This window comes from Enterobacter sp. RCC_40 (assembly GCF_041360735.1).
GTDB classification, from domain to species: domain Bacteria; phylum Pseudomonadota; class Gammaproteobacteria; order Enterobacterales; family Enterobacteriaceae; genus Enterobacter; species Enterobacter ludwigii.
On record NZ_JBFUPR010000002.1, the window covers coordinates 840648 to 866017 of the forward strand.

Sequence of the window (25370 nt, forward strand, 5' to 3'; positions counted from 1 at the left end):
GAGCATGGAAAATAAGAGTGGAGAGGCGAAAGTGCAGAAGGTCAAAAACTGGTCGCCGGTGTGGATTTTCCCCATCGTGACCGCGCTGATCGGTGCATGGATCCTGTTTTATCATTACAGCCATCAGGGACCGGAAGTGACGCTCATCACCACCAATGCCGAGGGGATTGAGGGCGGTAAAACGACCATCAAAAGCCGCAGCGTCGATGTGGGCGTGGTTGAAAGCGCAACCCTGACCGACGATTTAACCCATGTGGAAATCAAGGCACGCCTGAACGCGGGCATGGAAAAACTGCTGCACGGTGATTCAGCTTTCTGGGTGGTCAAGCCGCAGGTAGGACGTGAAGGGATCAGCGGCTTAGGTACGCTGCTCTCCGGTGCCTACATTGAACTGCAGCCGGGTAAAAAAGGAAGCCAGCCGGCGCAATACCAACTGCTTGACTCACCACCGCTTGCGCCGCCAGATGCGAAAGGCATCCGCGTGATCCTGGACAGTAAAAAAGCGGGCCAGTTAACGGCGGGCGATCCCGTGCTGTTCCGCGGTTATCGCGTGGGATCGGTTGAAACAAGTACCTTTGATCCGCAAAAGCGCACCATCAGCTATCAACTGTTCATCAACGCGCCAAACGATCGGCTGGTCACCAGCAACGTCCGTTTCTGGAAGGACAGCGGGATCGCGGTTGATCTAACGTCAGCGGGAATGCGCGTGGAGATGGGCTCCCTGACCACGCTGTTTGGTGGCGGTGTAAGCTTTGATGTGCCGGAAGGGCAAGATTTGGGGCAGCCGGTTGCAGAGAAAACGGCGTTCAGGCTCTTTGACGATCAACGCAGCATTCAGGATGCACTCTATACCGATCACATCGACTTCCTGATGTTCTTTAAAGATTCTGTCCGTGGCCTTCAGCCGGGCGCCCCTGTTGAATTCCGCGGCATTCGCCTGGGTACGGTGGGGCAAGTTCCGTTCTTTGTACCGGGTCTGCAGCAGGTACTGGATGACGATTACCGCATTCCGGTGCTGATTCGCATTGAGCCGGAACGTCTGCTCAACCAGATTGGCGAGAATCAGGATATTGGTACGCATATTACCGAACTGATGAACCGGGGTCTGCGTGGGTCGCTGAAGACGGGCAACCTGGTGACCGGTGCGCTGTATGTGGATATGGACTTCTATCCAAAAGCCCCGCCGATTACCGGTATCCGGGAGTTCGGTGGTTATAAGATCATCCCGACGGTGAGCAGCGGCCTGGCACAGATCCAGCAGCGTCTGATGGAGACACTGGATAAGATTAACAATCTGCCACTGAATCCGATGATTGAAGCCGCGACCAGTTCGCTCAGCGAAAGTCAGGCAACGATGCGTCGCCTGCAAACCACGCTGGATAACATCAACAAGATCACCGCAAGCCAGAGTATGCAGCAGTTGCCGCAGGATATGCAGAAAACGCTGCGTGAGCTTAACCGCAGTATGCAGGGCTTCCAGCCTGGCTCGGCGGCGTACAACAAGATGGTGGCAGATATGCAACGTCTTGATCAGGTCTTGCGTGAACTGCAGCCGGTTCTGAAAACGCTCAATGAGAAGAGCAACGCGCTGGTGTTCGAAGCGAAAGATAAAAAGGATCCTGAGCCTAAGAGGGCAAAAGAATGAATAAATGGCTATTAATGGTTGGCGCTCTGCTGTTAACGGCGTGCAGTTCAGGCGTGGAGAACAAGAGCTACTATCAGTTGCCTCTTGCAGCGCAAAACGGGGTACAAAGTACCGCCAGTCAGGGAAACCGTCTGCTGTGGGTTGAGCAGGTTGCCGTGCCGGATTATCTGGCAGGCAACGGCGTGGTCTACCAGACCAGCGACGTAAAATACGTGATTGCGACAAACAACCTGTGGGCCAGCCCGCTGGATCAGCAGCTGCGCAACACGCTGGTGGCCAATTTGGGCAGCCAGCTTCCGGGTTGGGTTGTCGCGTCGCAGCCGCTGGGTAACGACCAGGATACGCTGAACGTCACGGTTACGGGTTTCCATGGCCGTTATGACGGTGCGGTGGTGATTAGCGGAGAGTGGTTGCTGAACCATCAGGGCCAGATGATTAAGCGTCCTTTCCATCTTGAGCTGAAGCAGCAGAAAGATGGCTACGATGAAATGGTGAAAGTGCTGGCCCAGGGGTGGGCGCAAGAGTCGGCCAGCATCGCCAGGGAGATTTCCCGGCTGCCATAAGTAAAATTCATCGGTAAAAACCGCAGTCGGCCTGTTGCTGATTGCGGTTTTTTTTTCAGTTTCACTTCAGACCGTTACTTGTGCCGGGTCACAATTTTTGTACAAATGATCTTCCAGGTAGCTCACAAATATGACACCCGTATGAATTTTGAACATTGACGCTGCGACTAATTCGGGGTATTCGTTATCTGTGCCTGCGCAAGTTTGTGCTGACACTGTTTTCTTTCCACCAGACAAAAGAATGAGGGAAACGAGGCATGAAGAGACAGAAACGAGATCGCCTGGAACGGGCTCATCAACGTGGTTATCAGGCCGGCATCGCTGGACGATCTAAAGAAATGTGTCCTTATCAGACGATAAATCAAAGGTCACAATGGCTTGGAGGCTGGCGAGAAGCCATCGGCGACAGGGCACTCATAGCCTGATAACGTCTCTTTCAAAAAAAGAAACCTCCGCACTGCGGAGGTTTCGCCTTTATGGGGTCGCTCAACGCGAAATCAGAACGCGGAAGTGTCCTGGAACAGACCCACTTTCAGGTCGTTTGCGGTATAAATCTGACGACCATCTACCAGCACTTCGCCATCTGCCAGGCCCATAATCAGGCGGCGGTTAACGATGCGTTTGAAGTGAATACGATAGGTCACTTTCTTCGCAGTAGGCAGAACCTGTCCGGTGAATTTCACTTCGCCCACACCCAGCGCACGGCCTTTACCTTCACCACCCAGCCAGCCCAGATAGAAGCCAACCAGCTGCCACATTGCATCCAGACCCAGACAGCCAGGCATTACCGGATCGCCAATAAAGTGGCAACCGAAGAACCACAGGTCCGGGTTGATATCGAGTTCTGCTTCTACGTAACCCTTATCGAAGTTGCCGCCGGTTTCGGTCATTTTCACGACACGGTCCATCATCAGCATGTTCGGGGCCGGTAACTGTGGGCCGTTAGCGCCAAACAGTTCACCGCGACCAGAGGCAAGAAGGTCTTCTTTTGTATAGGATTCGCGTTTATCTACCATGTTCTCAGTAAGCCTTATTTTAGTGAAGGACGCAGGATAGCTAACACGTGTACGCTGAACAAGTCCGATCAGTTTGAACTAAACCAGCCTAACCAGCGTAACGGCCAGGGATAACGATGACGAGCATCCTGCTGCGTCGCCTGAGCAATGCGCTCCTGGATAGTCTGCATCAGGGTTGTTTGCCCTTCGCCGTCCCATACCAGGTTTGTCAGTAAGGGTAGTGCATCATCAATGCCTTCGATGGCCCAGATGGTGAATTGTTCCTGTTCCACGGCATCCAGAATGTCCTGGCTGAGGCTCAAATGGCGCGCGTTAGGGGCAGGAATAATCACCCCCTGTTTGCCGTTTAACCCACGCTGCTGACAAATCGAGAAGAAGCCTTCAATCTTTTCGTTCAGACCACCCACTGGCTGCGCACGACCAAACTGATCGACCGAGCCGGTGATCGCGATGTTCTGATTAACAGGCACTTCTGCCAGGGCGCTGATTAAGGCGCACAGCTCCGCCATAGAGGCGCTATCACCATCGACTTCACTGTATGATTGTTCAAACGTCAGCGAGGCGGAGAAGGGGATTTGCTGCTCAAGCTGCAGCTCTGACATCAGGAACGCCTGCATGATCATCATGCCTTTAGCGTGAATGTTGCCGCCCAACTCGGCTTTGCGTTCGATATCAGTGAACTCACCGTCACCGACATGCACAACGCAGCTGATGCGGGAAGGCTCTCCGAAAGCGCGCGGGTGGCCGGGGAATTCAATCACCGACAGGGCATTGATCTGCCCGATACGTTCGCCTTCGGTCTCAACCAGAATTTGTTCCAGCAGAATTTCATCCTGCATACGGTCAGCAAGATAGCCTTCACGCCACTCACGCTGCGCCAGCATCTGGGTCAGCTGCTCACCGGTGAATGCACCGTTACCGCTGACGACACCCACTTCACGCAGTTGCTTGCCGATCCAGAGCGGGCAGAGCGGCAGCGTCTCCTGGTCACCGGTGTAGCGAACCGCTTCGCGGATCAAACCAGGCCAGGCGTCGGCGGCCGGCGTTGGCAGTGCGAAACGTTCCGCAACGCCCAACACCCACTGGCACCACTGTGCCATATCATCGGCATCGGTAATCTGGATGTTATCTTCGTATTCGCTGTAGACCGCCTGCTCAGCCAGTTCGGGCTCCATCTCCTGGAAGTCAGCCAGCGATTCACGATCACCCGTCAGCACCACGGTCAGCGACAGCGGCATTGAAGGAACTGAGACGGGCAGGGGACGAGACTCGTCGTAGCCAACCCAGTCAAAACGCTGCTGACTAACCACCGTTTTCAGGCGCATCCACAGCAGAGGTTGTGAGAGGAGGGTGCGCAACGAGATGATCAGTACGCCGCCATTCGCGCGGTGCACCAGCCCAGGTTGCAGCGAGAGCTCACCGTTAAACTGGCGCAGACAACCAAAGAGTTGTTCAGCCTCGACCCAGTTAGCGGTAATCACTTCACCCCTGGCAGCAAAGCGGTCGTCGGGCTGCTCTGCCGGTTCGAATGTGACATCATGTCCCGCGATACGATATTGGCCGCCAAAGACGGCGTTCGCTTGCGGTCGCAACTGGCGCATGGCATCACCCAGAAGCGTCAGATATTCCGCTTCTTCCGGGGCCTTGAGCATCATGAAGGGTGATGTTGCCCAGGGGCTTAACACCTGCTCCAGCGCATAATGCAAACGGGGTTGCGTATCACTAAGGATGAATTCGTGTTCTTTTGCGAGATCGGGTCGTGCAAACAGTTCCTGATAGCTCTCGGTATCCGGAACGAGGTCACGCCATGCAAGTTTCGTAATGGTCAAAGTTGATGTTTTTTAGTTAGATGTAAAAGCGTGGAGTATACCGTAAGCGGGGGGCTCTACCCAAGCAGGATTGGGCATTTCGGCAGGGTGATTGGCTGCATTCACTCACAGGATATGATTTCTTTTCAGCAGATTGCCAAAAAACTGATATTCTGAACAGAGTTACGTGGTAACACTGAGATCGCAATGAAATATCAACAACTGGAAAATCTCGAAAGCGGCTGGAAATGGAAGTACCTGGTCAAAAAGCACCGTGAAGGGGAGCTGATCACCTGCTACATCGAAGCCAGCGCAGCGCAAGAAGCCGTGGATATTTTGCTGACCCTCGAAAATGAACCGGTACAGGTTAACGGCTGGATTGAGAAACACATTAATCCTGCGTTGTTAAACCGGATGAAGCAAACTATTCGTGCGCGTCGCAAGCGGCATTTTAATGCGGAGCACCAGCACACTCGCAAAAAATCCATCGACCTGGAGTTTATGGTCTGGCAACGTCTGGCAGGGCTTGCGCAACGGCGTGGGAAAACGCTGTCAGAAACGATAGTGCAGTTGATTGAAGATGCCGAGCATAAAGAGAAGTACGCCAACCAGATGTCGACGCTGAAGAATGATCTTCAGGCTCTGTTGGGTAAGAAATAGATTTTTGTTTTCTTCAGATTCAGATAATAAAAAACCCCGCAATGCGGGGTTTTTTTATAAGACGATAACTTATGCCGCTGGCTGAGTTACAACGTCTTTGATACCTTTAACTTCGATCTCTACGCGACGATCTGGAGCCAGGCAGTCGATCAGTGCAGCGCGAGCTTTAACGTTGTCACAGGTGTTGCCAGTAACTGGGTTAGCTTCGCCCATACCACGTGGGGAGATCTTGTTAGCTGGGATACCTTTAGAGATCAGGTAATCAACAACAGACTGAGCACGTTTCTCAGACAGTTTCTGGTTGTAAGCGTCAGAACCGATACGGTCGGTGAAGCCCAGAACCACTACAGAACCGTCTTTAGGATCCAGGTTGCTCAGCTGGGTGTACAGCTGATCCAGTGCCTGCTGACCTTCTGGTTTCAGGGTAGCTTTGTTGAAGTTGAACAGAACGTCAGACTTCAGAGTGAAGTGCTTGGTCTGTACTTCTGGAGCTGGAGCCGGCGCTGGAGCAACGATTGGCGCTGCATCTTCCTGCTGGCCGAAACGGTAGGAAACACCTACGCTCAGCATGCCGTTGTCCGGACGAACACCAACGGTGTTGCCGTCGCCGATGTTGTTAACCCACTGGTATTCCAGACGGGTAGCGATATCACGGGTCATAGCCCACTCAACGCCACCAGCGAATACTGGGGAAACACCGGTGTCATGGTCGTCGCCAGCGATGCTGTTGCTGGAGTCAGCGCGCCATACCATGCCGCCCAGACGAGTGTACACGTCCAGATCGTCAGTTACTGGGTAACCCAGTTTAGCGGTCAGCTGTACGCCCTGAGCTTTAAAAGCGCCGTTTACGTTGTCGCCTTTGTATGGCATACGACCTAACCAGTCGTAACCCATTTCAAAACCAACATACGGGTTAACCTGATAGCCACCGAACGCACCTGCACCAAGCTGGCTCTCGTGAGTAGGGCCATCGTTGTTCAGGCTGCTGTTGTACCAGCCGGTGTCATGGAACTGAGACCAGCCCAGTTTACCACCTGCATACCAGGTATTATCTTTCGGAGCGGCCTGCGCTACGGTAGCGAAGCCAGCCAGTGCCACTGCAATCGCGATAGCTGTCTTTTTCATTTTTTGCGCCTCGTTATCATCCAAAATTCGCCATGAAGGTCTCAATAGAGATTCACGGTTAAATCCTTCACCGGGGGGCGTGGTCAAATATAAATCTACCGATATCTTCGGCTTAGGCCGAGCACCCCTGGCGATGTAAAGTCTACAACGTAGCTGAAAACTTACAAGTGTGAAGTCCGTCAGGCATATGAAAAAAAAAGTTCCGTATACCGATTATTTAACATTTTTCGAACGAGTTTTGTGCAATAAAATTAAGGAGAACCGCACCAGACAAGCCTTGCCGCAGTTTTGACGCTTGGAACTAAAATCGCATCTTGTGGTCAAAAAAAATTCCAGGAATAATCTTAATTTGCCTCAATGATACAAATTTGAGTGAATTTTTAGGCCAGAAAGTTGTCCTCTGCGATAAGAATCTGGTCGAACCGGACGCATGATCAACCCGATCGCACTACCTTCTTCAGCCGCTTCCGTCAGCCGAAAATGTTCCTCATCGGTCAATTCGTCTGATAACCATCCAATCACCACGCTGTAATTCCCCGTACGTAACGCCCGGATCATCGATTCCACGGTATCGCAGGGAGAGAGTTGGTTAATTTGCATGACCTTTGTCAGCGGCAGGCCCGCGGACTGCACCCATTCACGGCTCAGTTTTTGTTGAGGCGTCAGCCAAAGCTGCCAGCGCGACTGCTGACCAAGCTGTTGTAATAACGGCAATAGCAGAAGTTGAGTGAGCAGGGGCTGGTCTTCACGATAAACCACTTCACTGATAAGCCCTGTCGAAACACGCCCGGTGGAATTCTGCGTGACATTGCCAGCGGAAGAAGAGAGAGAGGTTGAGCGATTTGCATAGCCTGAAGTGTACATATTCATTCCAGCCCTGTAGTTACTGTATGGATATACAGTAACTCCTGTATGCATAAAGATCAACCTCATTTTCGGAAAGCGACTCGCAAATTTCATTCATTATTGATGCGCCTGGAAAAATCATCTTGCTCAACGACGATAAGTTGCCTATTTTCCTGCTAACGGATCCGCTAGTAAGAAATTTCGTTGTTACTTTATGATTTTGAAGGGAAATATCATGAAAAAGATATCTTATGAACGGATTTATAAATCCCAGGAATACCTTTCACCCTTAGGTGAAATCCACCATCGTGCGCTGTTCGGTGGGTATACCCTGGCCGTAGATGATGCCGTCTTCGCTATGGTCTCCGACGGGGAGCTGTATCTCCGGGCCTGTGAGGAAAGTGCAAAATACTGTGTAAAAAATGCCTCATCATTCTTAACCCTGATGAAACGGGGTCGCCCGGTGCTGCTCAATTATTATCGTGTCGATGACGGACTGTGGCAGGACAGAGAACGGCTGCTTCAGCTCTCCTCGTTCGCGCTCAATGCGGCACGAAAAGAGCGTTCGCAGCGTGATCGGCGAAACCGCCTCAAGGACTTGCCCAATCTCACCTTTCAGCTTGAAGTGCTGCTCTTTGAAGCCGGAATCACTGATGAAGAGACGCTGCGGGAGCTGGGGGCCCGTGCGAGCTGGCTGAAGATGCGGGCGAAGAATAAAGCGCTCAGCATTAAAGTGCTCTTCGCACTGGAAGGGGCCATCGCCGGACTTCATGAAGCGGCACTCCCGGCGGGAATTCGCCGGGAGTTAACGGAGTGGTTTAATGCGCTGCCTGAGCCACAGGAGAATCACTCCTCCAGGTAGCGATCTGCAATTGCAGTCGGCAAATTTCTGGCAGCAGAGCGATAAGGAGGCCAATCTGCTGAAGAACCAGCGGTGCTTTGCTGTCGCTTCCCGGGTCAATATGCGTAATACGCTGAGCCAGTTCATCCAGCGCGTGTTGAACGCGAGGCTCATCGGCTGGTCGGTGATGAAGCGCGTCATCGACATAGCATACGGCGTCATCCAGCAGGGCGAGGATGGCCGGGTGAGTCAATTTCTCACGGTGCGCACCCAGCGTCGAAATATAGCTGGTGAAGGTATGGTTCAGGCAGAGCAGGCGGAAAGCCGTTTCCCGAATTTCTGCCGTGGCGCGAGGCTCCGTGGACATGTTAGAGACCACCGAAGCCAGTTCAGCATCACAGTTATGCGCATCGCGACGCGCGATACGATAAGCCAGACGGTTATCGCGACCCTGATGATACTGCTCAAGGATGGCATCAAGGTATCGACAGTTCGCATTCATCGCCCTGTCTACCACACGCGGTAAATTACGGAACCGCCAGTCCGGCCAGATAAAACTGACCGCCGCCCAGGCGATTGCGCAGCCAATCAGCGTATCTATCACGCGGGGCAGGGCCACTTCAAATCCTTCACCCAGCAGGTTAAAGCAGAGTAGCACCAGCAGCGTGATGAACATTGTGGCATGCGCATACTGCACATTACGAAAGGCGAAGAACAACACACCGGTGATCACGATCAGGATCAGCTGGCCTTCGACAGAGGGCACGAAATAGAGCACCGGCAGCCCAATAGCGACGCCCACCAGCGTACCAATAATACGTAGCGCAAGGCGGTGGCGGGTGGCGTTATAGTTTGGCTGGCAAACAAACAGGCTGGTCAGCAGGATCCAGTAACCGTGATGTAACCCGGTTATCTGAATGATGGCATAACCCACGCACAGCACCAGTGACATCCTCACCGCATGGCGAAACAGTGCCGATTCCGGCGTAAAGTTGCGGCTCAGTCGCAGCCACATATCGCTGAAGCTATGCACGCTGTCATCAGCAAGCTGATTCTCCACATCTTTATCGGGGAGCGCCATCGCCTGCTCGGATTCAATGGTAGCCAGTTGAGCATCTATCGCCCGCAGGTTATTAAGCAAAAATCCCAATGCTTTAATATGTTCCGGCGATGTTCCACTGGCCTGAACGCGATCGAGCGCCGCATCAAGATGGCTAAATACGCGTTCGAAGCGCGGGTCATGTTGATAGGGCGTACGCAGCAAAATGGAGCGTGCCAGCTGCTGGCACGCCTGAGACTGCATCGACAGCAGGCGCTGGAAGCGGAACATCACGTCGCTGTAGCGGAACTTCTCACGCAGGGCAGCATACTGAACGTGCGAGGAGCTGGCACGCTCATGAATATCCTGCGCCGCGAAATAGTAGTGCAAGGTTCTTCGCGTTCCGCGCTGACCGCGATCGCCCCGCAGACGGGTAAGCAGTGAGGCTTTCGTCTGGTTAAGCGTGGCGACCAGTTGACCGTTGGCCAGAGCCAAATCGTAGAGCGGAGACTGGCTCTCCTCCTCGATATCCGGATCGAAGAGCCGGGATTTTAGCTCAAGGTAGTGGGCCAGTTGCTCAAAGCTGCGGGCAAGGTTGTCCTGAAGAGGGCGAACCGGAAAAATAAGATGCCCGGTTAACGTCAGCAGGTTATACCAGATGGCCCCCAGCAACAGCAGTATGGGTTGCTGGTACCATTGATCGTAAAGGGAAACACCCAGCATGGTGTAAATGGCGATCAGCAGGGCACCAAAGGCGATAGTGGCATAGCGCTGCCCAAGGCCGCCAAGCAAAATAAACCCGCTGGTAGAGAGCGTAAGGCCAATGGCAAACAGCCAGGGCCAGGGGAAGAGCAGCTCCACGGAGGCTGACGCGATAAAAAAACAGACCAGCGTAATCACAAGATTACGCAGGCGCCCGGCAAGGCGATCGTCCAGATCCGCCAGCGCCCCCGCAACCACTCCCAGCGTGAGCGGGATGGTGAGTTTTACGTCATTCAGCCACCACGGCAGGGCAACCGTGCCGCAAAGGGCGATAAATATTCTGACGTTATAAAGCCAGATGCTGTTCCAGGTATAACGGCGAAGCAGTGGGCTTAGCATAAGCACGGCCAGTCCTTATTTACTGAAAACGACGACGCGCGTTTGCTTCACGTGCCGCCTGTGCCACTTCTACCGGAACGACCCTGCGCCCGACTGGCCAAAGCGCGATGGCGGCAATCTTAAAGTTCGCGATCCCTACCGGAATACCAATAATGGATATGCACTGGGCAATACCGGCAAAGATATGCATCACACACAGCCACCAGCCGAAGAAAACCAGCCACAGAATATTGAGGACCGTGCCTCCCGTGTTCAGCAGTGCGTTTTTGCCCTCCGGGTTCAGTTCGTCAACGTGGACGGCTTCATTCCCGTACGGGATGAAAGAGAGTTTGGTGATTTCCCAGCAGGAGCGGGTCAGGGGGAGCGTAAAAATAAGGACGATGCTCACCAGCGTGGCAAAAAGCCAGGCAAGAGTGGTGGCAAAACCGCCTAACACAAAATTCAAAACATTCAGAACAGTACGCATAAACCCTCAGTTCCTTTCGATATGATTAACGCCCAGTGATTGTAACGTTTTTTAGGCTGGAGCACCTTAAAACTGGCAGTTAAACTGTCAGGTAAATTATCTCTTCGTGGATTCGGCTGGACATGGAACTGAAAGCAACATCATTAGGCAAACGCCTGGCGCAACACCCCTACGACAGGGTTGTCCTCCTTAATGCCGGAGTGAAAGTCTCCGGAGAACGCCACGAATACCTTATTCCGTTTAATCAACTGCTGGCTATCCACTGTAAACGCGGGTTGGTCTGGGGCGAACTGGAGTTTGTCCTGCCTGACGATAAAGTCGTGCGCCTTCACGGTACCGAGTGGGCTGAGACCCAGCGCTTCCATCATCACCTGAATATGCTCTGGCAGCAGTGGAGCCAGGATATGAGCGTGATTGCCGCTCAGGTACTGCAGCAGGTACTGAACGATATTGCACAAAGTAACGAGCAACAAACGTGGCTCACCCGCCAGCAGACGGCCGGGTTGCAGCAAAAGATCAGGCAGGCGCTGGCGGCACTGCCGTTATCCGTGACGCGTCTTGACGAGTTCGACAATTGCCGTGACGCCTGGCGTCAATGTCAGGCCTGGCTTGGCGATACAGACAAGAGCCGGCTGGCGCACAACCAGGCGTGGACAGATGCCATGCTGACCCGTTATGCCGACTTTTTCAGCACGGTTGAATCTTCACCGCTTAACCCTGCACAGGCGCGCGCCGTGGTTAATGGCGAACACTCCCTGCTGGTGCTGGCGGGTGCCGGAAGCGGCAAAACGTCGGTGCTGGTGGCCCGTGCGGGTTGGCTACTGACAACGGGTGAGGCTGTTGCCGACCAGATACTGTTGCTGGCGTTTGGCCGTAAGGCGGCCGAGGAGATGGACGAACGCATACAGGAACGCCTGCATACCCGGGATATTACCGCCAGAACCTTCCATGCCCTGGCGCTGCATATTATTCAGCAGGGCAGTAAAAAAGTGCCTGCCATCAGCAAGCTGGAAAACGACACGCAGGCGCGTCAGGCGCTGTTCATCAAGACGTGGCGTCAGCAGTGCAGTGAGAAAAAGGCGCAGGCTAAAGGGTGGCGTCAGTGGCTGGAAGAAGAACTCAACTGGGACGTACCGGAAGGCAATTTCTGGCAGGATGAAAAACTGGCTCGTCGCCTGGGCTCTCGCCTCGACCGCTGGGTTAGCCTGATGCGGATGCACGGCGGATCGCAGGCCGAGATGATTGAAAGCGCGCCGGAGACGATCCGCGCCCTGTTTTCGAAGCGGGTTAAGCTGATGGCCCCGATGCTGAAAGCCTGGAAAACCGCGCTGAAAGAGGAAAATGCCGTCGATTTCTCCGGTTTGATCCATCAGGCCATTATCATTCTTGAGAAGGGCCGTTTTGTCAGCCCGTGGAAGCATATCCTGGTGGATGAATTCCAGGATATCTCGCCGCAACGTGCCGCGCTGCTCTCGGCGTTAAGGGCGCAAAATAAACATACCTCGCTGTTTGCGGTGGGCGATGACTGGCAGGCTATCTATCGCTTCAGCGGGGCACAGCTCTCCCTGACGACTGCATTCCATCACTATTTTGGCGAAGGCGATCGCAGCGATCTGGATACCACCTACCGCTTTAATTCCCGGATTGGTGAAGTTGCTAACCGCTTTATCCAGCAGAACCCGCATCAGCTGGCAAAACCGCTAAATAGCCTCCGGGCCGGGGACAAAAAAGCCGTTACCCTGCTGGCGGACGATCAGTTGGAGCCGCTGCTGGACAAACTGAGCGGCTATGCGAAGCCGGATGAACGTATTCTGGTGCTGGCACGCTATCACCATCTTAAGCCTGCGGCGCTGGAAAAAGCCGCGACCCGCTGGCCGAAGCTGCAGCTCGATTTTATGACCATCCACGCCAGCAAAGGACAGCAGGCCGACTATGTGATAGTGATGGGGCTTAAAGAGGGGAGCGATGGTTTCCCGGCTCCGGCACGAGAGTCGGTAATGGAACAGGCATTACTGCCGGTCCCGGAAGATTTTCCGGACGCCGAAGAGCGGCGTTTGCTGTACGTGGCGATGACCCGCGCGCGTCATCGCGTGTGGCTGCTGTTCAACAAAGAGGAGCCGTCGGTGTTTGTCGATATTCTGAAGAGTATTGATGTCCCAGTGGCGAGGAAGCCTTAACGGGATAGCGGAGCGGTAATATTGCAGGCCCGGTAAGCGTGTCGCCACCGGGCAAAAAACTACTTCAGTCTTTCGGAAAGATAGCGCTGATAATCCGGGATCAGGATCTCAACCGGTGAGTTGAAGTGCGGTGATTCAATGATGAAATCTGCCGTCGACAGGTTCGTCGCCACCGGAATATTCCATACCGTTGCCAGACGCAGCAGGGCTTTGACATCCGGATCGTGCGGAACCGCATTCAGCGGATCCCAGAAGAAAATCAGTACATCAATTTTCCCTTCAGAAATCTGAGCGCCGACCTGCTGGTCGCCGCCCATCGGGCCGCTCAGCATGGCATTGACCTCCAGACCCGTTTCGCGGTGGATCAGGTTACCGGTTGTCCCGGTCGCTGAGAGAGCATGCTTTTCCAGCAATGGCTGATGGCGGCGAACCCAGTTAAGCAGCATTTGTTTACAGTGATCGTGCGCAACCAGAGCAATGTGTTTGCGTTCCGGTAGCGTGCGTGTTGTCAGTTCCATAATCTTATCCATCAGGTTAACTGACTACACGATGACGGGAACCGCCTGACGCTGCAAGAGAAAGGCGAAAAAAATGTGGCTTATGATGAAGGTTGTTGCTTCACCCACTGTAAAAAACGCGCCCGGGTCTCAGGATCGGCCTGCTGGAACCAGAATTTAAGACGCTGTTCCGTCAGCGTCTGGGACTGTGGCGGAATAACATCCAGCTCTGAGACACCGGACAGCAGCATACTGTCGTCGGCCATCCTGGTGGCAAACTGTGGAAGGGAAGCGCGTTTTCCCGCCTTGTTATAGATTTCGGTCGCGGCCTCGTAATCGGTGCCTTTCGGGGACGAGGTTAACGCCAGAATATCGAGTTTTACCGGAATCGGCATTGAATCTCCGTCCAGCAGTTCAAGGCGCGGAGAGGCGTCAAAGGCCGCCGACTCTTTTTCGGTTTCAAGACGCGGGAGGGTAATGTTCACCTGACTGACCCGCTGGGTATTAAAACTGACAATCAGCGGCGCAGAGATATACATGCGTTGTTCATGATTAGCGAGGCCGATGGTTTTTTCTACCCGCAATACCAGCTGGTGTGGCCCATTATCAAGTTCGATGCTGTCCGCACCGCGCAACAAGGAACTGGACACTTTTTTTCCGTCCAGCACCAGCAGATCAATATCCGTTGAAAGCCGCAGCGTGGTCGCAAAGACGCAAACTGGCATCACTAACGCAATCACAGCAGTGGCAATGCCGGTTTTCATAGAGGGCTCCTGTTGAAATGACTCGGCCGCGGTAATGTATCCAAATATTTCGATAATCACGTTTACTAACATATAGACATATTCTGCCGTTTTGCCCTCATGCATCTGCATGGGATGCATGGTTGAGATGTGCGCTTTGACGTACACTCATAAAAAAGCCTGGAGGAAAACCATGAAAGAGAACGAAATTGCCGAGATTCTGACATCGACGCGCACGATTGCACTGGTAGGGGCAAGCGATAAACCGGATCGCCCAAGCTACCGGGTGATGAAATACCTTCTCGATCAGGGCTATCACGTCATCCCTGTGTCGCCGAAAGTGGCCGGTAAAACCTTACTGGGTCAGCAGGGATACGCCACGCTGAACGAGGTACCTGAAAAAGTCGACATGGTGGATGTTTTCCGCAATTCCGAGGCGGCGTGGGGAGTGGCACAAGAGGCCATCGCCATCGGCGCGAAAACGCTGTGGATGCAGTTGGGTGTCATTAACGAGCAGGCGGCGGTGCTGGCGCGAGAAGCCGGTCTGACGGTGGTAATGGACCGATGTCCGGCGATTGAGATTCCTCGTCTGGGGCTGGCGAAGTCATAAAAAAAGCCCGATAAACGGGCTTTTTTTACACGCTTAGTTCCGCAGGCGCGGGGCCTGTAACTGTTTGCGGATAGTCTGAGCAAGTTCATCCATCGTGGGTTGCTCTGGATGCTCATCCTGCAGTTCGCTACTCAGCTGCGCTTCAGCAAGGTAGGTGTGAACGGGTTGTCCATCATCCCCCTCCATCACCACATGATACCAGGGCGCGGCGCGAAGCTCTGCATTAACCGCCAGCTCATCCGCTGACGGTTCATCAAGGGAATACTCCGGGTCGATATCCACGACCACACCCAAATACCCTAGCAAAGTGTGGCGGACCTGCTGGCCGATACCGAATTTGCTGGCAATCATAGTCACCTCCCGGGAAACACTACTTACACGTTATGTGCGGGCAATATTTCTCTTTTCAAGTTACATGACGCGACAGGCAAACCCTTTCAGATACAGCCCTTCCGGGTAGGTAGCGATCACCGGGTGATCGGCTGCCTGACGGAACTGTTCTATAAATTGTACATCACGACCAGCATCTATTGCGGCATCAGCGATGATTTTCTGAAATAAATCTGTGGTCATAAGGCCGGAGCAGGAGAAGGTGAGAAGCACTCCACCCGGGTTCAGCAGCTGGATGGCCAGCATGTTGATATCCTTATAGCCGCGGCAGGCACCCATCAGCTGACTTTTGTTCTCCACAAACTTCGGTGGATCCATCACGATGACGTCGAATTTCTCGCCCTGATCGCGATACTTACGCAGCAGCTTGAAGACGTCATCGCGAACAAACTCGGCTTTGCTCAGATCCAGCTTGTTCAGCTCGACGTTTTGTTTCGCCACGTCCAGCGCTTCCTGAGAGGTATCAACGCTGACAACCTGGGCACAGCCGCCCATCAGCGCCGAGACGGCGAAACCGCCGGTATAGGAGAAGCAGTTCAGCACGCGTTTGTCGGCAACATACTGGCGAGTGGCCAGGCGGCTGTCACGCTGGTCCAGGTAGTAACCCGTTTTATGGCCGCCCTGGATATCCACCAGCAGCTTCATACCGTGCTCTTCGATTGGCAACAGGGCAGGCGGCAGTTCTCCGGTGACCGGACCTTGCGTCAGCTCCATGCCCTCTTTTTTGCGCACTGCCACATCGCTGCGGTCATAAATGGCGCATTCCGGGAAAACCGATTGCAACGCGCTGATCAGCGCAGCACGTTGATATTCAGCCCCTGCGCTTAACAGTTGCAGTACCAGGAAGTTACCGAAGCGGTCGATCGTCACGCCAGGCAGACCGTCGGACTCACCGGCAATCACACGGTAGCTGTCCAGACCGTCACGCTTTGCCAGCCACTCACGCCACTGCTGCGCCTGCTGTAAACGACGAACGAAGAAATCAATATCGATCGTTTCATCTTTATCAAAGGTCCAGACGCGAGCGCGGATTTGGGACGCTGGCGAATATGCGCCTCGCGCTAACCATTTCCCCTGATGGTCAACGATATCGATGGTCTCTCCGAGGCTGGCTTTGCCTTCCATACGGGCTACTGCACCGGAAAAGACCCAGGGATGGCGGCGCAATAATGACTTCTCGCGCCCTTTGGCTAACACTAAACGTACACTCATAATTTGCTATTCTGTCGATTCCAGGGAAATGGCGCGTAGAGTAGCACATTCAGCAAGTCGCAATCATCTGCGGATGCCTTTGAGCGTTTCGGCACAAAATCAAATCGCTTAGGCACAGTGCTGCACTGCAGTGGGCTTTACAGTAGGGTTTCCAGTACAGCAAAGGGAAACACAAATGAAAAAGCGCCGTGCGATAGCAGTAACCACCCTGGTGGTGGTCAGTTTTCATGTTTTAGCGGCATCGTCTTTCACCATCAGCAGTCAGGATCTGGCCAGTGAACGCCCGTTGTCGCAACAGCAGGTGTTTGACGGGTTTGGGTGTCACGGTGGGAATCACTCTCCGCAACTGGCGTGGAAAAATCCGCCTGTCGGGACGAAAAGTTTCGCAGTCACGGTATTTGACCCTGATGCCCCTACCGGAAGTGGATGGTGGCACTGGACGGTGGTCAATATTCCCCTCCAGACGCTGGCGCTTCCCGCCGATGCCGGAAACCCGAAGGGTCAGACATTACCGGCCGGGATTGTGCAGGGGCGTAATGATTTCGGTTATTCTGGTTTCGGCGGCGCATGTCCGCCCAAAGGGGATAAGCCGCACCGTTATCAGTTTACCGTCTGGGCGCTGGATGTGGATAAATTGCCTGTCGACAGGAATGCCAGCGGCGCGCTGGTGGGTTTTATGCTTAACAGTCACGTCCTGGCGAAGGCCAGCTTAACCGTTACCTACAGCAGATAAGGATGGCATGGTGCAGGGAGTCCAGTTTCAACATAAACATTTGACGGCTGGTGAAGTGAGTGCCAGTAAAATGCATCACCTGCACCAGGTTAAACTCTTTCTTCCTGCCATTTGCCATATCACTCACGGCAGTAAAGTGATTGTTCAGGACGATAACCGCCTGCTGGCGACGAAAGCGTCGCTGATCATTATTCCCGCCAATACGCCGCTGGAGATCATAAATCAACCCGCGAATGGTCTCTTTCGCTCTGACTTATTGATGTTGTCACCGGAGCTTCTGGCGGAGTTTAAAACGCATTACCTGAAATCCTGGCCGCGCACAGAATTACATTCCCTCTGTGCTCCCCTGAGTGAGGGGCTGGCATTTATGTGGAGTAACCTGCTGCATGCCGTGCGTCAGGATTTACCAGAGGCGTTACAAAAGCATCAGGCTTTCGGCCTTTTGCTGGCATTGCTTCATGACGGCGTCGCAGGGCCGTTGCTTATAGAGCGTAATAGCCACCTGTCCGAGCAGGTGCGGCAGTTCATCATGCTGTCGCCCGCAAGGGCCTGGACTGCACAGGATGTTGCCAGCCGCCTGGCATTGAGCGTGCCGACGCTACGCAGACGGTTACGCGAAGAGTCGCAGAGTTTTCGCCAGATTGTTGAGGAGGTGAGGATGGCCGTTGCGCTGTCACACTTACAGTCAACCCGGTTACCTATTGGCGAAATCGCATTACAATGTGGTTATCTTTCCAGCTCTCGTTTTACTGCTCGTTTCCGGCAACATTATGGCTGTTTGCCGAAAACGCTACGTTAAGGAGTAGAAAAATGTCAAAAATCTGCACAATTGCCTGGGTACACGGCATGGTTCAGGGCGTCGGATTCCGTTACAGCACGCAGCGCGAAGCTATGCAGCTGGGGCTCACGGGATACGCGCGAAACAGGGATGATGGCAGCGTTGAGGTGGTTGCCTGTGGTGATGCGGAGCAGGTTGAAAAGCTGGTTGCATGGCTGAAAGCAGGTGGGCCGCGCAGCGCGCGGGTTGATAAGGTTTTAACCGAACCCCATCAACCTGGCCGGGAATACGTTAACTTCGGTATTCGCTACTAAATGCATTTCACCGGTTTTGGCAGGCCGGCAATTTTGGTGGCCTGTTTTGCCGGGCCTTTCGGGAACAGGCGATACAGGTAACGGCTGTTGCCTTTCTCTTCACCGAATTTATTGGCCATTGCCTTGACCAGCATGCGGATCGCCGGGGAGGTGTTGAATTCGAGATAGAATTCGCGCACAAAACGCACCACTTCCCAGTGTTCCGGGGAGAGGGCGATACCTTCGTTTTCGGCGATTTTTTCCGCCAGCGGCTCGCTCCACTGGCTGCTCTCTGTCAGATAACCGTCGTTATCAGTTTCAATCTCTTTACCTTCAAAACTCAACATAGTCATTCACGCGTCAGTCAAAAACCGCAGCAGTATACCAAAAAACAAAGCCCCGCATAAGCGGGGCTCTGGTTCACAGCATTGTTGATTAATCGCGGCTGGCGAAGCCCAGGATGCTCAACAGGCTGACAAAGATGTTGTACAGCGATACATACAGGCTCACGGTGGCGCGGATATAGTTCGTCTCACCGCCGTGAATGATGTTGCTGGTTTCATACAGGATTGCGCCAGAAGAAATCAGAATAAACACGGCGCTGATCGCCAGGTGCAGGGCAGGCAGCTGCAGGAAGATGTTTGCCACCATACCTACCAGCACCACCACAATACCTGCCATCAGCATACCGCCGAGGAAGGACATGTCCTTACGGGTGGTCAGCACGTAGGCCGAACAGCAGAAGAACACCAGCGCGGTACCGCCCAGCGCCATGCCAATCACGTCGCCCATACCGGCGGACAGATAGGCGTTAAGGATGGGCCCCAGGATATAGCCCAGGAAACCCGTAAAGGCGAACGCGGACAGAATACCCACCGGTTTATCAGCAGTTTTGTAGGTCAGGAACATCAGACCATACATCCCCACCAGCGTCAGGATCAGACCCGGTGATGGCAGCATCAGCACGGTGCTGGCAGTTGCGGTCATCGCCGAGAATGCCAGCGTCAGGCTGAGCATGAAATAGGTATTGCGCAGCACCTTGTGGGTACTGAGTAGCGATGTGCGGTCGCGTGAAGAAGTAATTATACGATCCATGAGTCACTCTCTTATGACAGATGTAATTAGCGGAAAGAATAGGAAACGGCGCGCCAGTCTCAAAGTGGTTTTACCCATCTTTACTCAGGACGTTAGCGTTACTGTTGGTTGTTTATTCTTCAGAAAACCTTTTCAGCAGAATGAACAACGGTTTGCTTCATTTATTCAGATCAAGCTCTTATAGGTTACTGAAAAATATTGCGTTATTACACGTTGAGCGCTAAGTGTTATTTCCGGATCGTCAAAAAACAGACAATAAGGCGAAGGAAATGAAACCACAAGCACGCACGCGCTTTACACTCTCTTTGTTAACGGCAGGGATCCTGTGCGCCAGCACGGCGACCTGGGCGGCTAACGTGCCAGCAGGAACACAGCTGGCCGATAAACAGGAACTGGTCAGAAACAACGGTAATGAACCGGCCTCACTCGACCCGCATAAAGTCGAAAGCGATGTCGAATTCAATATTATCAGCGATATCTTCGAAGGGCTGGTTAGCGTTTCTCCAACTGGTGAAATTCAGCCACGGCTGGCAGAAAAATGGGAGAACAAAGACAACACCGTCTGGACTTTTCATCTGCGTCCAGGCATCACATGGAGTGACGGCACCGCGATTACCGCGCAGGATGTGGTCTGGAGCTGGCAGCGTCTGACAGACCCCAAAACCGCCTCACCGTATGCCAGCTATCCGGGCAACATGCATATTGTTAACGCCGCTGATATCGCTCAGGGGAAAAAAGCACCGGATACGCTGGGTGTAAAAGCCATTAACGATACCACGCTTGAGGTCACGCTGACTCAACCTAATGCCGCATTCCTTGCCATGCTGGCCCACCCGTCGCTGGTGCCGGTGGATAAGGTGCTGATTGGTCGGTTTGGTGATAAGTGGACCAAACCGGAGCATATCGTCACCAGCGGAGCGTATAAACTGTCGCAGTGGGTGGTTAACGAGCGCATCGTGGCGGAGCGTAACCCGCGCTACTGGGATAAAGCACATACCGTTATCAATAAGGTGACCTATCTGCCGATCACCTCCGAGGCCTCGGATGTAAACCGTTTTAAAGCAGGTGAAATCGATATTGTTTATACGGTGCCGATCAACCAGTTTGCCCAGCTCAAGAAAACCCTGGGTAGCCAGCTGGATGTCTCCCCGCAGCTTGCCACCTATTACTATGAATTCAACACCACCCGGCCGCCGTTCAACGACGCGCGTGTACGTAAGGCGCTGAACATGGCGCTGGATAAAGAGATCATTGCCGGGAAGGTATTAGGGCAGGGGCAGCGTCCGGCATGGCTTATCAGCCAGCCAGATATTGGCGGTGTGACGCTCCAGAACCCGGACTATGCCAGCTGGCCGATGGATAAACGAATCGAAGAAGCGAAAAAGCTGCTGGCCGAAGCCGGCTTTAACGCCAGCCATCCGCTGCGTTTTAACCTGCTCTATAACACCTCTGAATCGCACCAGCGCATCGCGATTGCCGCCAGTTCGATGTGGAAGAAAAACCTTGGGGTGGAGGCGAAGCTGCAAAATCAGGAGTGGAAAACGATGCTCGATACGATGCATACCCACGATTTTGACGCAGTGCGCTACGCCTGGATTGCCGATTACGACGATGCTGCCACTTTCCTGAACAACTTCCGTACCGGTGACAGCGAAAACACCAGCCAGTACAGCAATCCGGAGTATGACCAGGCGCTGGTGAACGCCGCGAAAGCCAAAACACCGGCAGAGCGCGGTAAGTTCTATCAGCAGGCGGAAGATTTGCTGGCGCGCGATGTGCCTGCCATTCCGGTTTATCACTATGTCCGCACGCACCTGGTCAAACCGTGGGTGGGAGGATTCACGCCGGACAAACTGGGGTACTATTTCACCAGGGACATGTATATCAAAAAACACTGAGTATGAACGCTGAATTTTGTGCTGATAAAATGGCCGATACGTTGTCTATTCAACCGATTAAACGCGTTTTGGCTATTTTTAAAGCGAACGAATGCGGTCACTCTTTACAGCATGCGGAGAGGTGTTTATAGTTCGCCTCACTTAGGAAGTGTGGCCGAGCGGTTGAAGGCACCGGTCTTGAAAACCGGCGACCCGAAAGGGTTCCAGAGTTCGAATCTCTGCGCTTCCGCCAGACATAAAAGCCCTGCGATAGTCATATCGCGGGGCTTTTTGCTTTTAAGGGGCATGGATAGCACCCGCAGAAAAAAATAGAAAAATTCCTGCTTTACAAGGCGCTAATAGATGTTTATAGTGCGCCTCACTTTGGAAGCGTGGCCGAGCGGTTGAAGGCACCGGTCTTGAAAACCGGCGACCCGAAAGGGTTCTAGAGTTCGAATCTCTACGCTTCCGCCAAATTTGAAACCCAGGTCGTTATGCGACCTGGGTTTTTTGTTTTTGTCGGTTTTCAGTATGCCATTGCCGTCTGGCTTGTGTCGGTGGGGCTAAGAATCCATCGGACGGATTAGTAACCGGCATCTGTTACATCTTGCTCCTGGTGTTCCAGGATAATGCCAGCGATGATGTCATTGGGGTTATCCACCCGTTCTGGTCGTTTAATGACGTGAGTCGTTCCCTTCTCAAAATAGTTAATAGCAAACATCTCATCTTCATAACGATCGCAATGCCTGTTTTCATCAATGAGAGCATTCAGTCGTCTGGTTACATTTTCATGGTTATCGGATGTAGCCACACGATCTAAGGGAATCAGCTTCACAGGTACGCCCTTATGCATATAACTTACGGAACGATCGACACCCTTCCGAATTTTTTCAAGCTACACAGCAAAGGTTGTTGTTCAAGGTCGTACTCACTCCTCGAACGATACCTGAGATGTACATATCACGAGTACTGGGGTGAGACATGCAAAAATCCCCTGTGATATTTGTTTTTCTGATGAAAATAATAAGACCCATTTAAATAAATAATAAAAATGGTGAAGGCCAGTAAATGTCGCCAAATTTTCACACAGGCAGGCACGTTCTGCCTTTCATTTTTTGATAAAAGTACAAAATCAGATATTTCATGTGATTGATGAGATTTTATACAAAGTTGTCCCTAAATTAAATTGATCACTTACTGTACACCCTTATTTCATAAGGGTTAAAGGAGTATGCAAGAAAATTCTTATAAATCAGAAAGATGATCTTTGGCTTTCAGGATTTTAATGGGAAGCATTTTGTTACATTTTTTGATTTCCGATCGGGTGGGGAACGTTCCTACACTCCGGCTATTGGGTCTTATCCGAAATTTTTTCATTTCAGACAAATACTCAAAAACACAATGTCGATATGCTGGTGAATGGAATGTGCCCGCTTTTAATTCCGGGGGTTAATTTCCATCGAATGATGTAAACCGGCAGCGACCACCTGATGCAACTGCTGGATGAACAGCCGGACGCCACCGAAGGCGATCTGCAGGAGCTGCTGCGATTTTACGTGACCACTTCCAGCCAGCGCTGCTGGCCCGTTTCCAGACGGTGATTTACCGCCCGCTACATGAGGCTGCCATGCGCACCATCGTCGAAATGAAGCTCGCTCAGGTGAGCAAGCGCCTGCATCGTCATGACGGCTTGTCCACGAATATTGAAGAGAGCCTGTATGACGCTCTGACTGCTGCCTGTCTGCTGCCGGATACCGGCGCGCGTAACGTCGACAGCCTGCTCAATCAACAAATTCTACCGGTGCTGAGTAAGCAGTTGGTGAGACACATGGCTGCGAAGCAGAAACCCGCTTCCCTGACTCTGGGATGGAGTGAGGAAGAGGGCATCGGGCTGGAGTTTTATGTGCGCTCTGGCTCTGTAATAGAGGGGGAGTGATATGGACAGCGCAAAAGAGATTGCCAGAGATATGCTTGAGGCCATTAATATCGATGGGTCCGGTTTTTGGGGGGCAATAGGAAAAGGGTTTATTTCATTTCCAGTCAGCCTTGCCTATGTGGGGTATGATTTCATTGATACTGAGCATCGCAGAGATAATCTGGATGATAAGTTCAGGCTGGCGCGATTAGTTAAAAAGGGTGTATTTAATCATCATGTTATTGAGCAAATCATTAAGACCTTTCTCGAAGATTTTATTTCACGCATTCACGCCGAAAAGATATCTTCTATCGTGAAAAATGTTTCCGGTTCGTTCATGGGGAAAATGGCGTTTACTGAACTAACGGGGGTAAAGCTGGGCGAAGCAATAGTATCCAGAGGTGTATCAGCCTTTTTTGCAGGAAGTTTGGCGGGCTTATTGTTATCTGTTGGTGCTGAAACATCCAGAGCAATTTATACATCAAGAGACCTCGAAGACAGAAATCCTGTTTTGCACAATAAACTCCAACGGCTGGGTGACCTGGATCTTCTTTATTTTATTGTTGAAGATATCGTTAAGCCTTTTGATACAGCTTGTGAAATAGGAGACAGAAATCCTGCCGAGTTTGATAAAGTATGCGAATACTTTTTTGGAGGTTTATGAAAATCAAGGTGATTCTTCTGGTAATCCTTTCCCGATTAATTCGCGGGGCAGGGATGGGGCTGGGTGTTTCTGGTATTGCATTTACTATTTGGTTTTTTTTCTTATCTTCAAGCGAATCCAGATACATCTGGGGTATGTTTTCGATAGCAGAATTTTTTGCAGGCTATCTTATATATCGGTTTGCTTATACATATGTTTATGATGAATAACCTTACGGTTTTGTCATCCCCTGAAAATCAATCAGGAAGATATTTACAACATCCCACCAACAGGCATAGAGACAACGTGGCTATACGGTGGAGTAGCTAAATAAAATAATTTAAACCTTATATCGTTGTCTTTCTTTCCGTCACTGGTCATTAAGGATGTAGAAATATTACACGGAGTCAAGAGCGTGAGTCTGATAGATACACTGAGCAGTTTAATCTATACCCCGCTAAACCGTTACCAACTGGATATTCCGTCGTGTGCGGCAAATATTGACGTGGAAGGTTTCAGCGGCTCAGAAGCGATGAGTTCACTGTACAAGTACACCATCAACTTCACCAGTGCCGACAAGAACATTGATGCCCGGCAGATGCTGAGCAAGCCAGCGACGCTGACCATGGGGGCGGGTAATCTGCTTTCCCTGACGGCGCGCAAGGTGGTTCACGGAGTCGTGACGCATTTCGAGCGTACGGGCGGTTCAGCGGATGAAGCGCAGTACTGCATCGTGCTGGAGCCGTTTCTGGCACTGTTGGGCAATCAGTTTCGTACTCACCGTTTTTTCGTCAATAAATCGGTCCCGGAAGTGGTGTCAGAGGTGCTCACGGAGCATGGACTTAAAGGCTGGGAGTATGAGTTCACCCTTAAGGGCGACTATCCGAAGCGCGAGCAGATAAACCAGTACCAGGAAAGTGACCTGGAGTTTATCGAACGCCTGCTGGCCGAGGTGGGAATTTTCTACTTCTTCACTCTGCAGCCGGACACGCAAACTGAAGTGGTTCACTTTGCTGACAAGCAGAGCGCCTGGACGTTTGGCAAATCGCTACCTCTCAGCAGCCCGTCAGGGATGAATGATAATGCTGCCGAATCGGTGTGGGGCGTTAACGTTCAGCAGAACGTGGTGGAGCGTTCTGTCACGGCCAGTGACTATAACCACCGTGAAGCCCAGAACATCCTGACTTCAGTACCGGCTGACATGACCCGCGGCGACGGGAAGGGGAATACTTACGGTGATGTGTATCACTACCGGCCACGTCACCTTGAACGTGGCGATAAAATCACGCCGGCAGCA

At 52.5% G+C, this 25370-nt stretch carries 27 protein-coding genes, 2 tRNA genes and 1 pseudogene; 17 read left to right on the plus strand and 13 right to left on the minus strand.

The genetic code is table 11. The annotated features are described in order from the left end of the window. Nucleotides 1–4 precede the first annotated feature (4 nt). The 3 genes from pqiB to rmf all read left to right on the plus strand — a co-directional run bounded on the left by pqiB (nucleotide 5) and on the right by rmf (nucleotide 2633). Nucleotides 5–1645, plus strand: a complete 1641-nt coding sequence (gene pqiB, locus AB6731_RS12060; RefSeq protein WP_020884796.1) for an intermembrane transport protein PqiB — start codon at nucleotides 5–7, stop codon at nucleotides 1643–1645. Then, a complete protein-coding gene (gene pqiC, locus AB6731_RS12065; RefSeq protein ID WP_025204538.1) occupies nucleotides 1642–2208 on the plus strand; it encodes a membrane integrity-associated transporter subunit PqiC in 567 nt (188 codons plus the stop codon). The genes pqiB and pqiC overlap by 4 nt, the downstream gene beginning before the upstream one ends. 257 nt (nucleotides 2209–2465) lie before the next feature. After that, nucleotides 2466–2633: a ribosome modulation factor gene (gene rmf, locus AB6731_RS12070; RefSeq protein WP_013097261.1), complete on the plus strand. Its 168-nt coding sequence runs from the start codon at nucleotides 2466–2468 to the stop codon at nucleotides 2631–2633. A 72-nt stretch (nucleotides 2634–2705) separates the two neighbouring features. Here the strand turns inward: rmf and fabA are convergent, their stop codons facing one another. Next, on the minus strand, nucleotides 2706–3224 hold the full coding sequence (gene fabA, locus AB6731_RS12075) for a bifunctional 3-hydroxydecanoyl-ACP dehydratase/trans-2-decenoyl-ACP isomerase (protein ID WP_014169427.1): 519 nt from the start codon (nucleotides 3222–3224) through the stop codon (nucleotides 2706–2708). Between the two features lie 68 nt (nucleotides 3225–3292). Further along, nucleotides 3293–5053: a Lon protease family protein gene (locus tag AB6731_RS12080; RefSeq protein WP_333177131.1), complete on the minus strand. Its 1761-nt coding sequence runs from the start codon at nucleotides 5051–5053 to the stop codon at nucleotides 3293–3295. A 186-nt stretch (nucleotides 5054–5239) separates the two neighbouring features. Between AB6731_RS12080 and matP the strand changes: the two genes are divergently transcribed. Beyond that, nucleotides 5240–5692 (plus strand): macrodomain Ter protein MatP, encoded by a 453-nt coding sequence (matP, locus tag AB6731_RS12085; protein WP_014169429.1) that lies wholly within the window; start codon nucleotides 5240–5242, stop codon nucleotides 5690–5692. 69 nt (nucleotides 5693–5761) lie between these two features. Here matP and ompA read toward each other — a convergent pair whose 3' ends face one another. Beyond that, entirely contained in the window at nucleotides 5762–6817 is a 1056-nt protein-coding gene (ompA, locus tag AB6731_RS12090) for a porin OmpA (RefSeq protein ID WP_020884794.1), read from the minus strand. A gap of 354 nt (nucleotides 6818–7171) precedes the next feature. Beyond that, entirely contained in the window at nucleotides 7172–7681 is a 510-nt protein-coding gene (sulA, locus tag AB6731_RS12095; RefSeq protein ID WP_032677816.1) for an SOS-induced cell division inhibitor SulA, read from the minus strand. 217 nt (nucleotides 7682–7898) lie between these two features. Here sulA and AB6731_RS12100 point away from each other — a divergent pair, with 217 nt between their 5' ends. Next, entirely contained in the window at nucleotides 7899–8525 is a 627-nt protein-coding gene (locus AB6731_RS12100; RefSeq protein WP_020884792.1) for a TfoX/Sxy family DNA transformation protein, read from the plus strand. Here AB6731_RS12100 and yccS read toward each other — a convergent pair. Together yccS and AB6731_RS12110 are read right to left on the minus strand one after the other, a co-directional pair. Then, nucleotides 8482–10644 (minus strand): YccS family putative transporter, encoded by a 2163-nt coding sequence (yccS, locus tag AB6731_RS12105; protein WP_020884791.1) that lies wholly within the window; start codon nucleotides 10642–10644, stop codon nucleotides 8482–8484. The two genes, AB6731_RS12100 and yccS, sit on opposite strands and share 44 nt — an antisense overlap. Before the next feature lie 19 nt (nucleotides 10645–10663). Beyond that, nucleotides 10664–11110, minus strand: a complete 447-nt coding sequence (locus AB6731_RS12110) for a YccF domain-containing protein (protein WP_371006405.1) — start codon at nucleotides 11108–11110, stop codon at nucleotides 10664–10666. 122 nt (nucleotides 11111–11232) lie between these two features. Between AB6731_RS12110 and helD the strand changes: the two genes are divergently transcribed. Further along, complete coding sequence (gene helD, locus AB6731_RS12115; protein WP_020884789.1) at nucleotides 11233–13287, plus strand: DNA helicase IV; 2055 nt, start codon at nucleotides 11233–11235, stop codon at nucleotides 13285–13287. 59 nt (nucleotides 13288–13346) lie between these two features. On the opposite strand, the gene mgsA is transcribed toward helD, so the two are convergent. Both mgsA and AB6731_RS12125 read right to left on the minus strand, forming a co-directional pair. Continuing rightward, nucleotides 13347–13805 (minus strand): methylglyoxal synthase, encoded by a 459-nt coding sequence (gene mgsA, locus AB6731_RS12120; RefSeq protein ID WP_020884788.1) that lies wholly within the window; start codon nucleotides 13803–13805, stop codon nucleotides 13347–13349. 80 nt (nucleotides 13806–13885) lie between these two features. Then, the gene (locus AB6731_RS12125) at nucleotides 13886–14548 is read right to left on the minus strand and encodes a DUF2057 family protein (RefSeq protein WP_371006406.1); all 663 of its coding nucleotides are present in this window, start codon (nucleotides 14546–14548) and stop codon (nucleotides 13886–13888) included. A gap of 172 nt (nucleotides 14549–14720) precedes the next feature. On the opposite strand from AB6731_RS12125, the gene AB6731_RS12130 reads away from it, so the two are divergent. Beyond that, on the plus strand, nucleotides 14721–15137 hold the full coding sequence (locus AB6731_RS12130) for a CoA-binding protein (RefSeq protein WP_025204532.1): 417 nt from the start codon (nucleotides 14721–14723) through the stop codon (nucleotides 15135–15137). Nucleotides 15138–15170: 33 nt separating this feature from the next. On the opposite strand, the gene hspQ is transcribed toward AB6731_RS12130, so the two are convergent. After that, nucleotides 15171–15488 carry a heat shock protein HspQ gene (hspQ, locus tag AB6731_RS12135; RefSeq protein ID WP_013097248.1) on the minus strand — a complete coding sequence of 106 codons (318 nt, stop codon included), beginning with the start codon at nucleotides 15486–15488 and terminating at the stop codon, nucleotides 15171–15173. A 60-nt stretch (nucleotides 15489–15548) separates the two neighbouring features. Further along, on the minus strand, nucleotides 15549–16739 hold the full coding sequence (rlmI, locus tag AB6731_RS12140; RefSeq protein ID WP_032677819.1) for a 23S rRNA (cytosine(1962)-C(5))-methyltransferase RlmI: 1191 nt from the start codon (nucleotides 16737–16739) through the stop codon (nucleotides 15549–15551). A gap of 175 nt (nucleotides 16740–16914) precedes the next feature. Between rlmI and AB6731_RS12145 the strand changes: the two genes are divergently transcribed. Genes AB6731_RS12145 through yccX form a run of 3 tightly spaced genes read left to right on the plus strand, consistent with a single transcriptional unit; the run spans nucleotide 16915 to nucleotide 18564 of the window. Further along, nucleotides 16915–17472, plus strand: coding sequence for a kinase inhibitor (locus AB6731_RS12145; protein WP_371006407.1), 558 nt, complete (start codon nucleotides 16915–16917; stop codon nucleotides 17470–17472). 7 nt (nucleotides 17473–17479) lie between these two features. Next, a complete protein-coding gene (locus tag AB6731_RS12150; protein ID WP_371006408.1) occupies nucleotides 17480–18271 on the plus strand; it encodes a helix-turn-helix transcriptional regulator in 792 nt (263 codons plus the stop codon). 11 nt (nucleotides 18272–18282) lie between these two features. Beyond that, entirely contained in the window at nucleotides 18283–18564 is a 282-nt protein-coding gene (yccX, locus tag AB6731_RS12155) for an acylphosphatase (RefSeq protein ID WP_020884783.1), read from the plus strand. On the opposite strand, the gene tusE is transcribed toward yccX, so the two are convergent. Next, entirely contained in the window at nucleotides 18561–18890 is a 330-nt protein-coding gene (gene tusE, locus AB6731_RS12160; RefSeq protein ID WP_047742553.1) for a sulfurtransferase TusE, read from the minus strand. The two genes, yccX and tusE, sit on opposite strands and share 4 nt — an antisense overlap. Before the next feature lie 88 nt (nucleotides 18891–18978). After that, the gene (yccA, locus tag AB6731_RS12165; RefSeq protein WP_014169445.1) at nucleotides 18979–19638 is read right to left on the minus strand and encodes an FtsH protease modulator YccA; all 660 of its coding nucleotides are present in this window, start codon (nucleotides 19636–19638) and stop codon (nucleotides 18979–18981) included. 269 nt (nucleotides 19639–19907) lie between these two features. On the opposite strand from yccA, the gene AB6731_RS12170 reads away from it, so the two are divergent. From AB6731_RS12170 to AB6731_RS12180, 3 genes are all read left to right on the plus strand, one after another. Then, nucleotides 19908–21536 (plus strand): ABC transporter substrate-binding protein, encoded by a 1629-nt coding sequence (locus tag AB6731_RS12170; protein WP_181240626.1) that lies wholly within the window; start codon nucleotides 19908–19910, stop codon nucleotides 21534–21536. A gap of 144 nt (nucleotides 21537–21680) precedes the next feature. Next, nucleotides 21681–21768: transfer RNA gene (locus AB6731_RS12175), tRNA-Ser, on the plus strand. A 133-nt stretch (nucleotides 21769–21901) separates the two neighbouring features. Continuing rightward, nucleotides 21902–21989 (plus strand) — tRNA-Ser (locus AB6731_RS12180). 109 nt (nucleotides 21990–22098) lie between these two features. On the opposite strand, the gene AB6731_RS12185 is transcribed toward AB6731_RS12180, so the two are convergent. Then, nucleotides 22099–22350, minus strand: coding sequence for a DUF4942 domain-containing protein (locus AB6731_RS12185; protein ID WP_338390533.1), 252 nt, complete (start codon nucleotides 22348–22350; stop codon nucleotides 22099–22101). 640 nt (nucleotides 22351–22990) lie between these two features. Here AB6731_RS12185 and AB6731_RS12190 point away from each other — a divergent pair. The 4 genes and pseudogenes from AB6731_RS12190 to AB6731_RS12205 form a co-directional block, all read left to right on the plus strand. Next, nucleotides 22991–23451: pseudogene (locus AB6731_RS12190) on the plus strand (type VI secretion system ATPase TssH); the annotation flags it as partial. Between the two features lies 1 nt (nucleotide 23452). Continuing rightward, on the plus strand, nucleotides 23453–24094 hold the full coding sequence (locus AB6731_RS12195; RefSeq protein WP_371006409.1) for a hypothetical protein: 642 nt from the start codon (nucleotides 23453–23455) through the stop codon (nucleotides 24092–24094). Next, nucleotides 24091–24303, plus strand: a complete 213-nt coding sequence (locus tag AB6731_RS12200) for a hypothetical protein (RefSeq protein WP_052445441.1) — start codon at nucleotides 24091–24093, stop codon at nucleotides 24301–24303. The genes AB6731_RS12195 and AB6731_RS12200 overlap by 4 nt, the downstream gene beginning before the upstream one ends. A 185-nt stretch (nucleotides 24304–24488) precedes the next feature. After that, nucleotides 24489–25370 (plus strand): type VI secretion system Vgr family protein (locus tag AB6731_RS12205; RefSeq protein WP_371006410.1); only part of this gene is annotated, 882 nt, incomplete at its 3' end.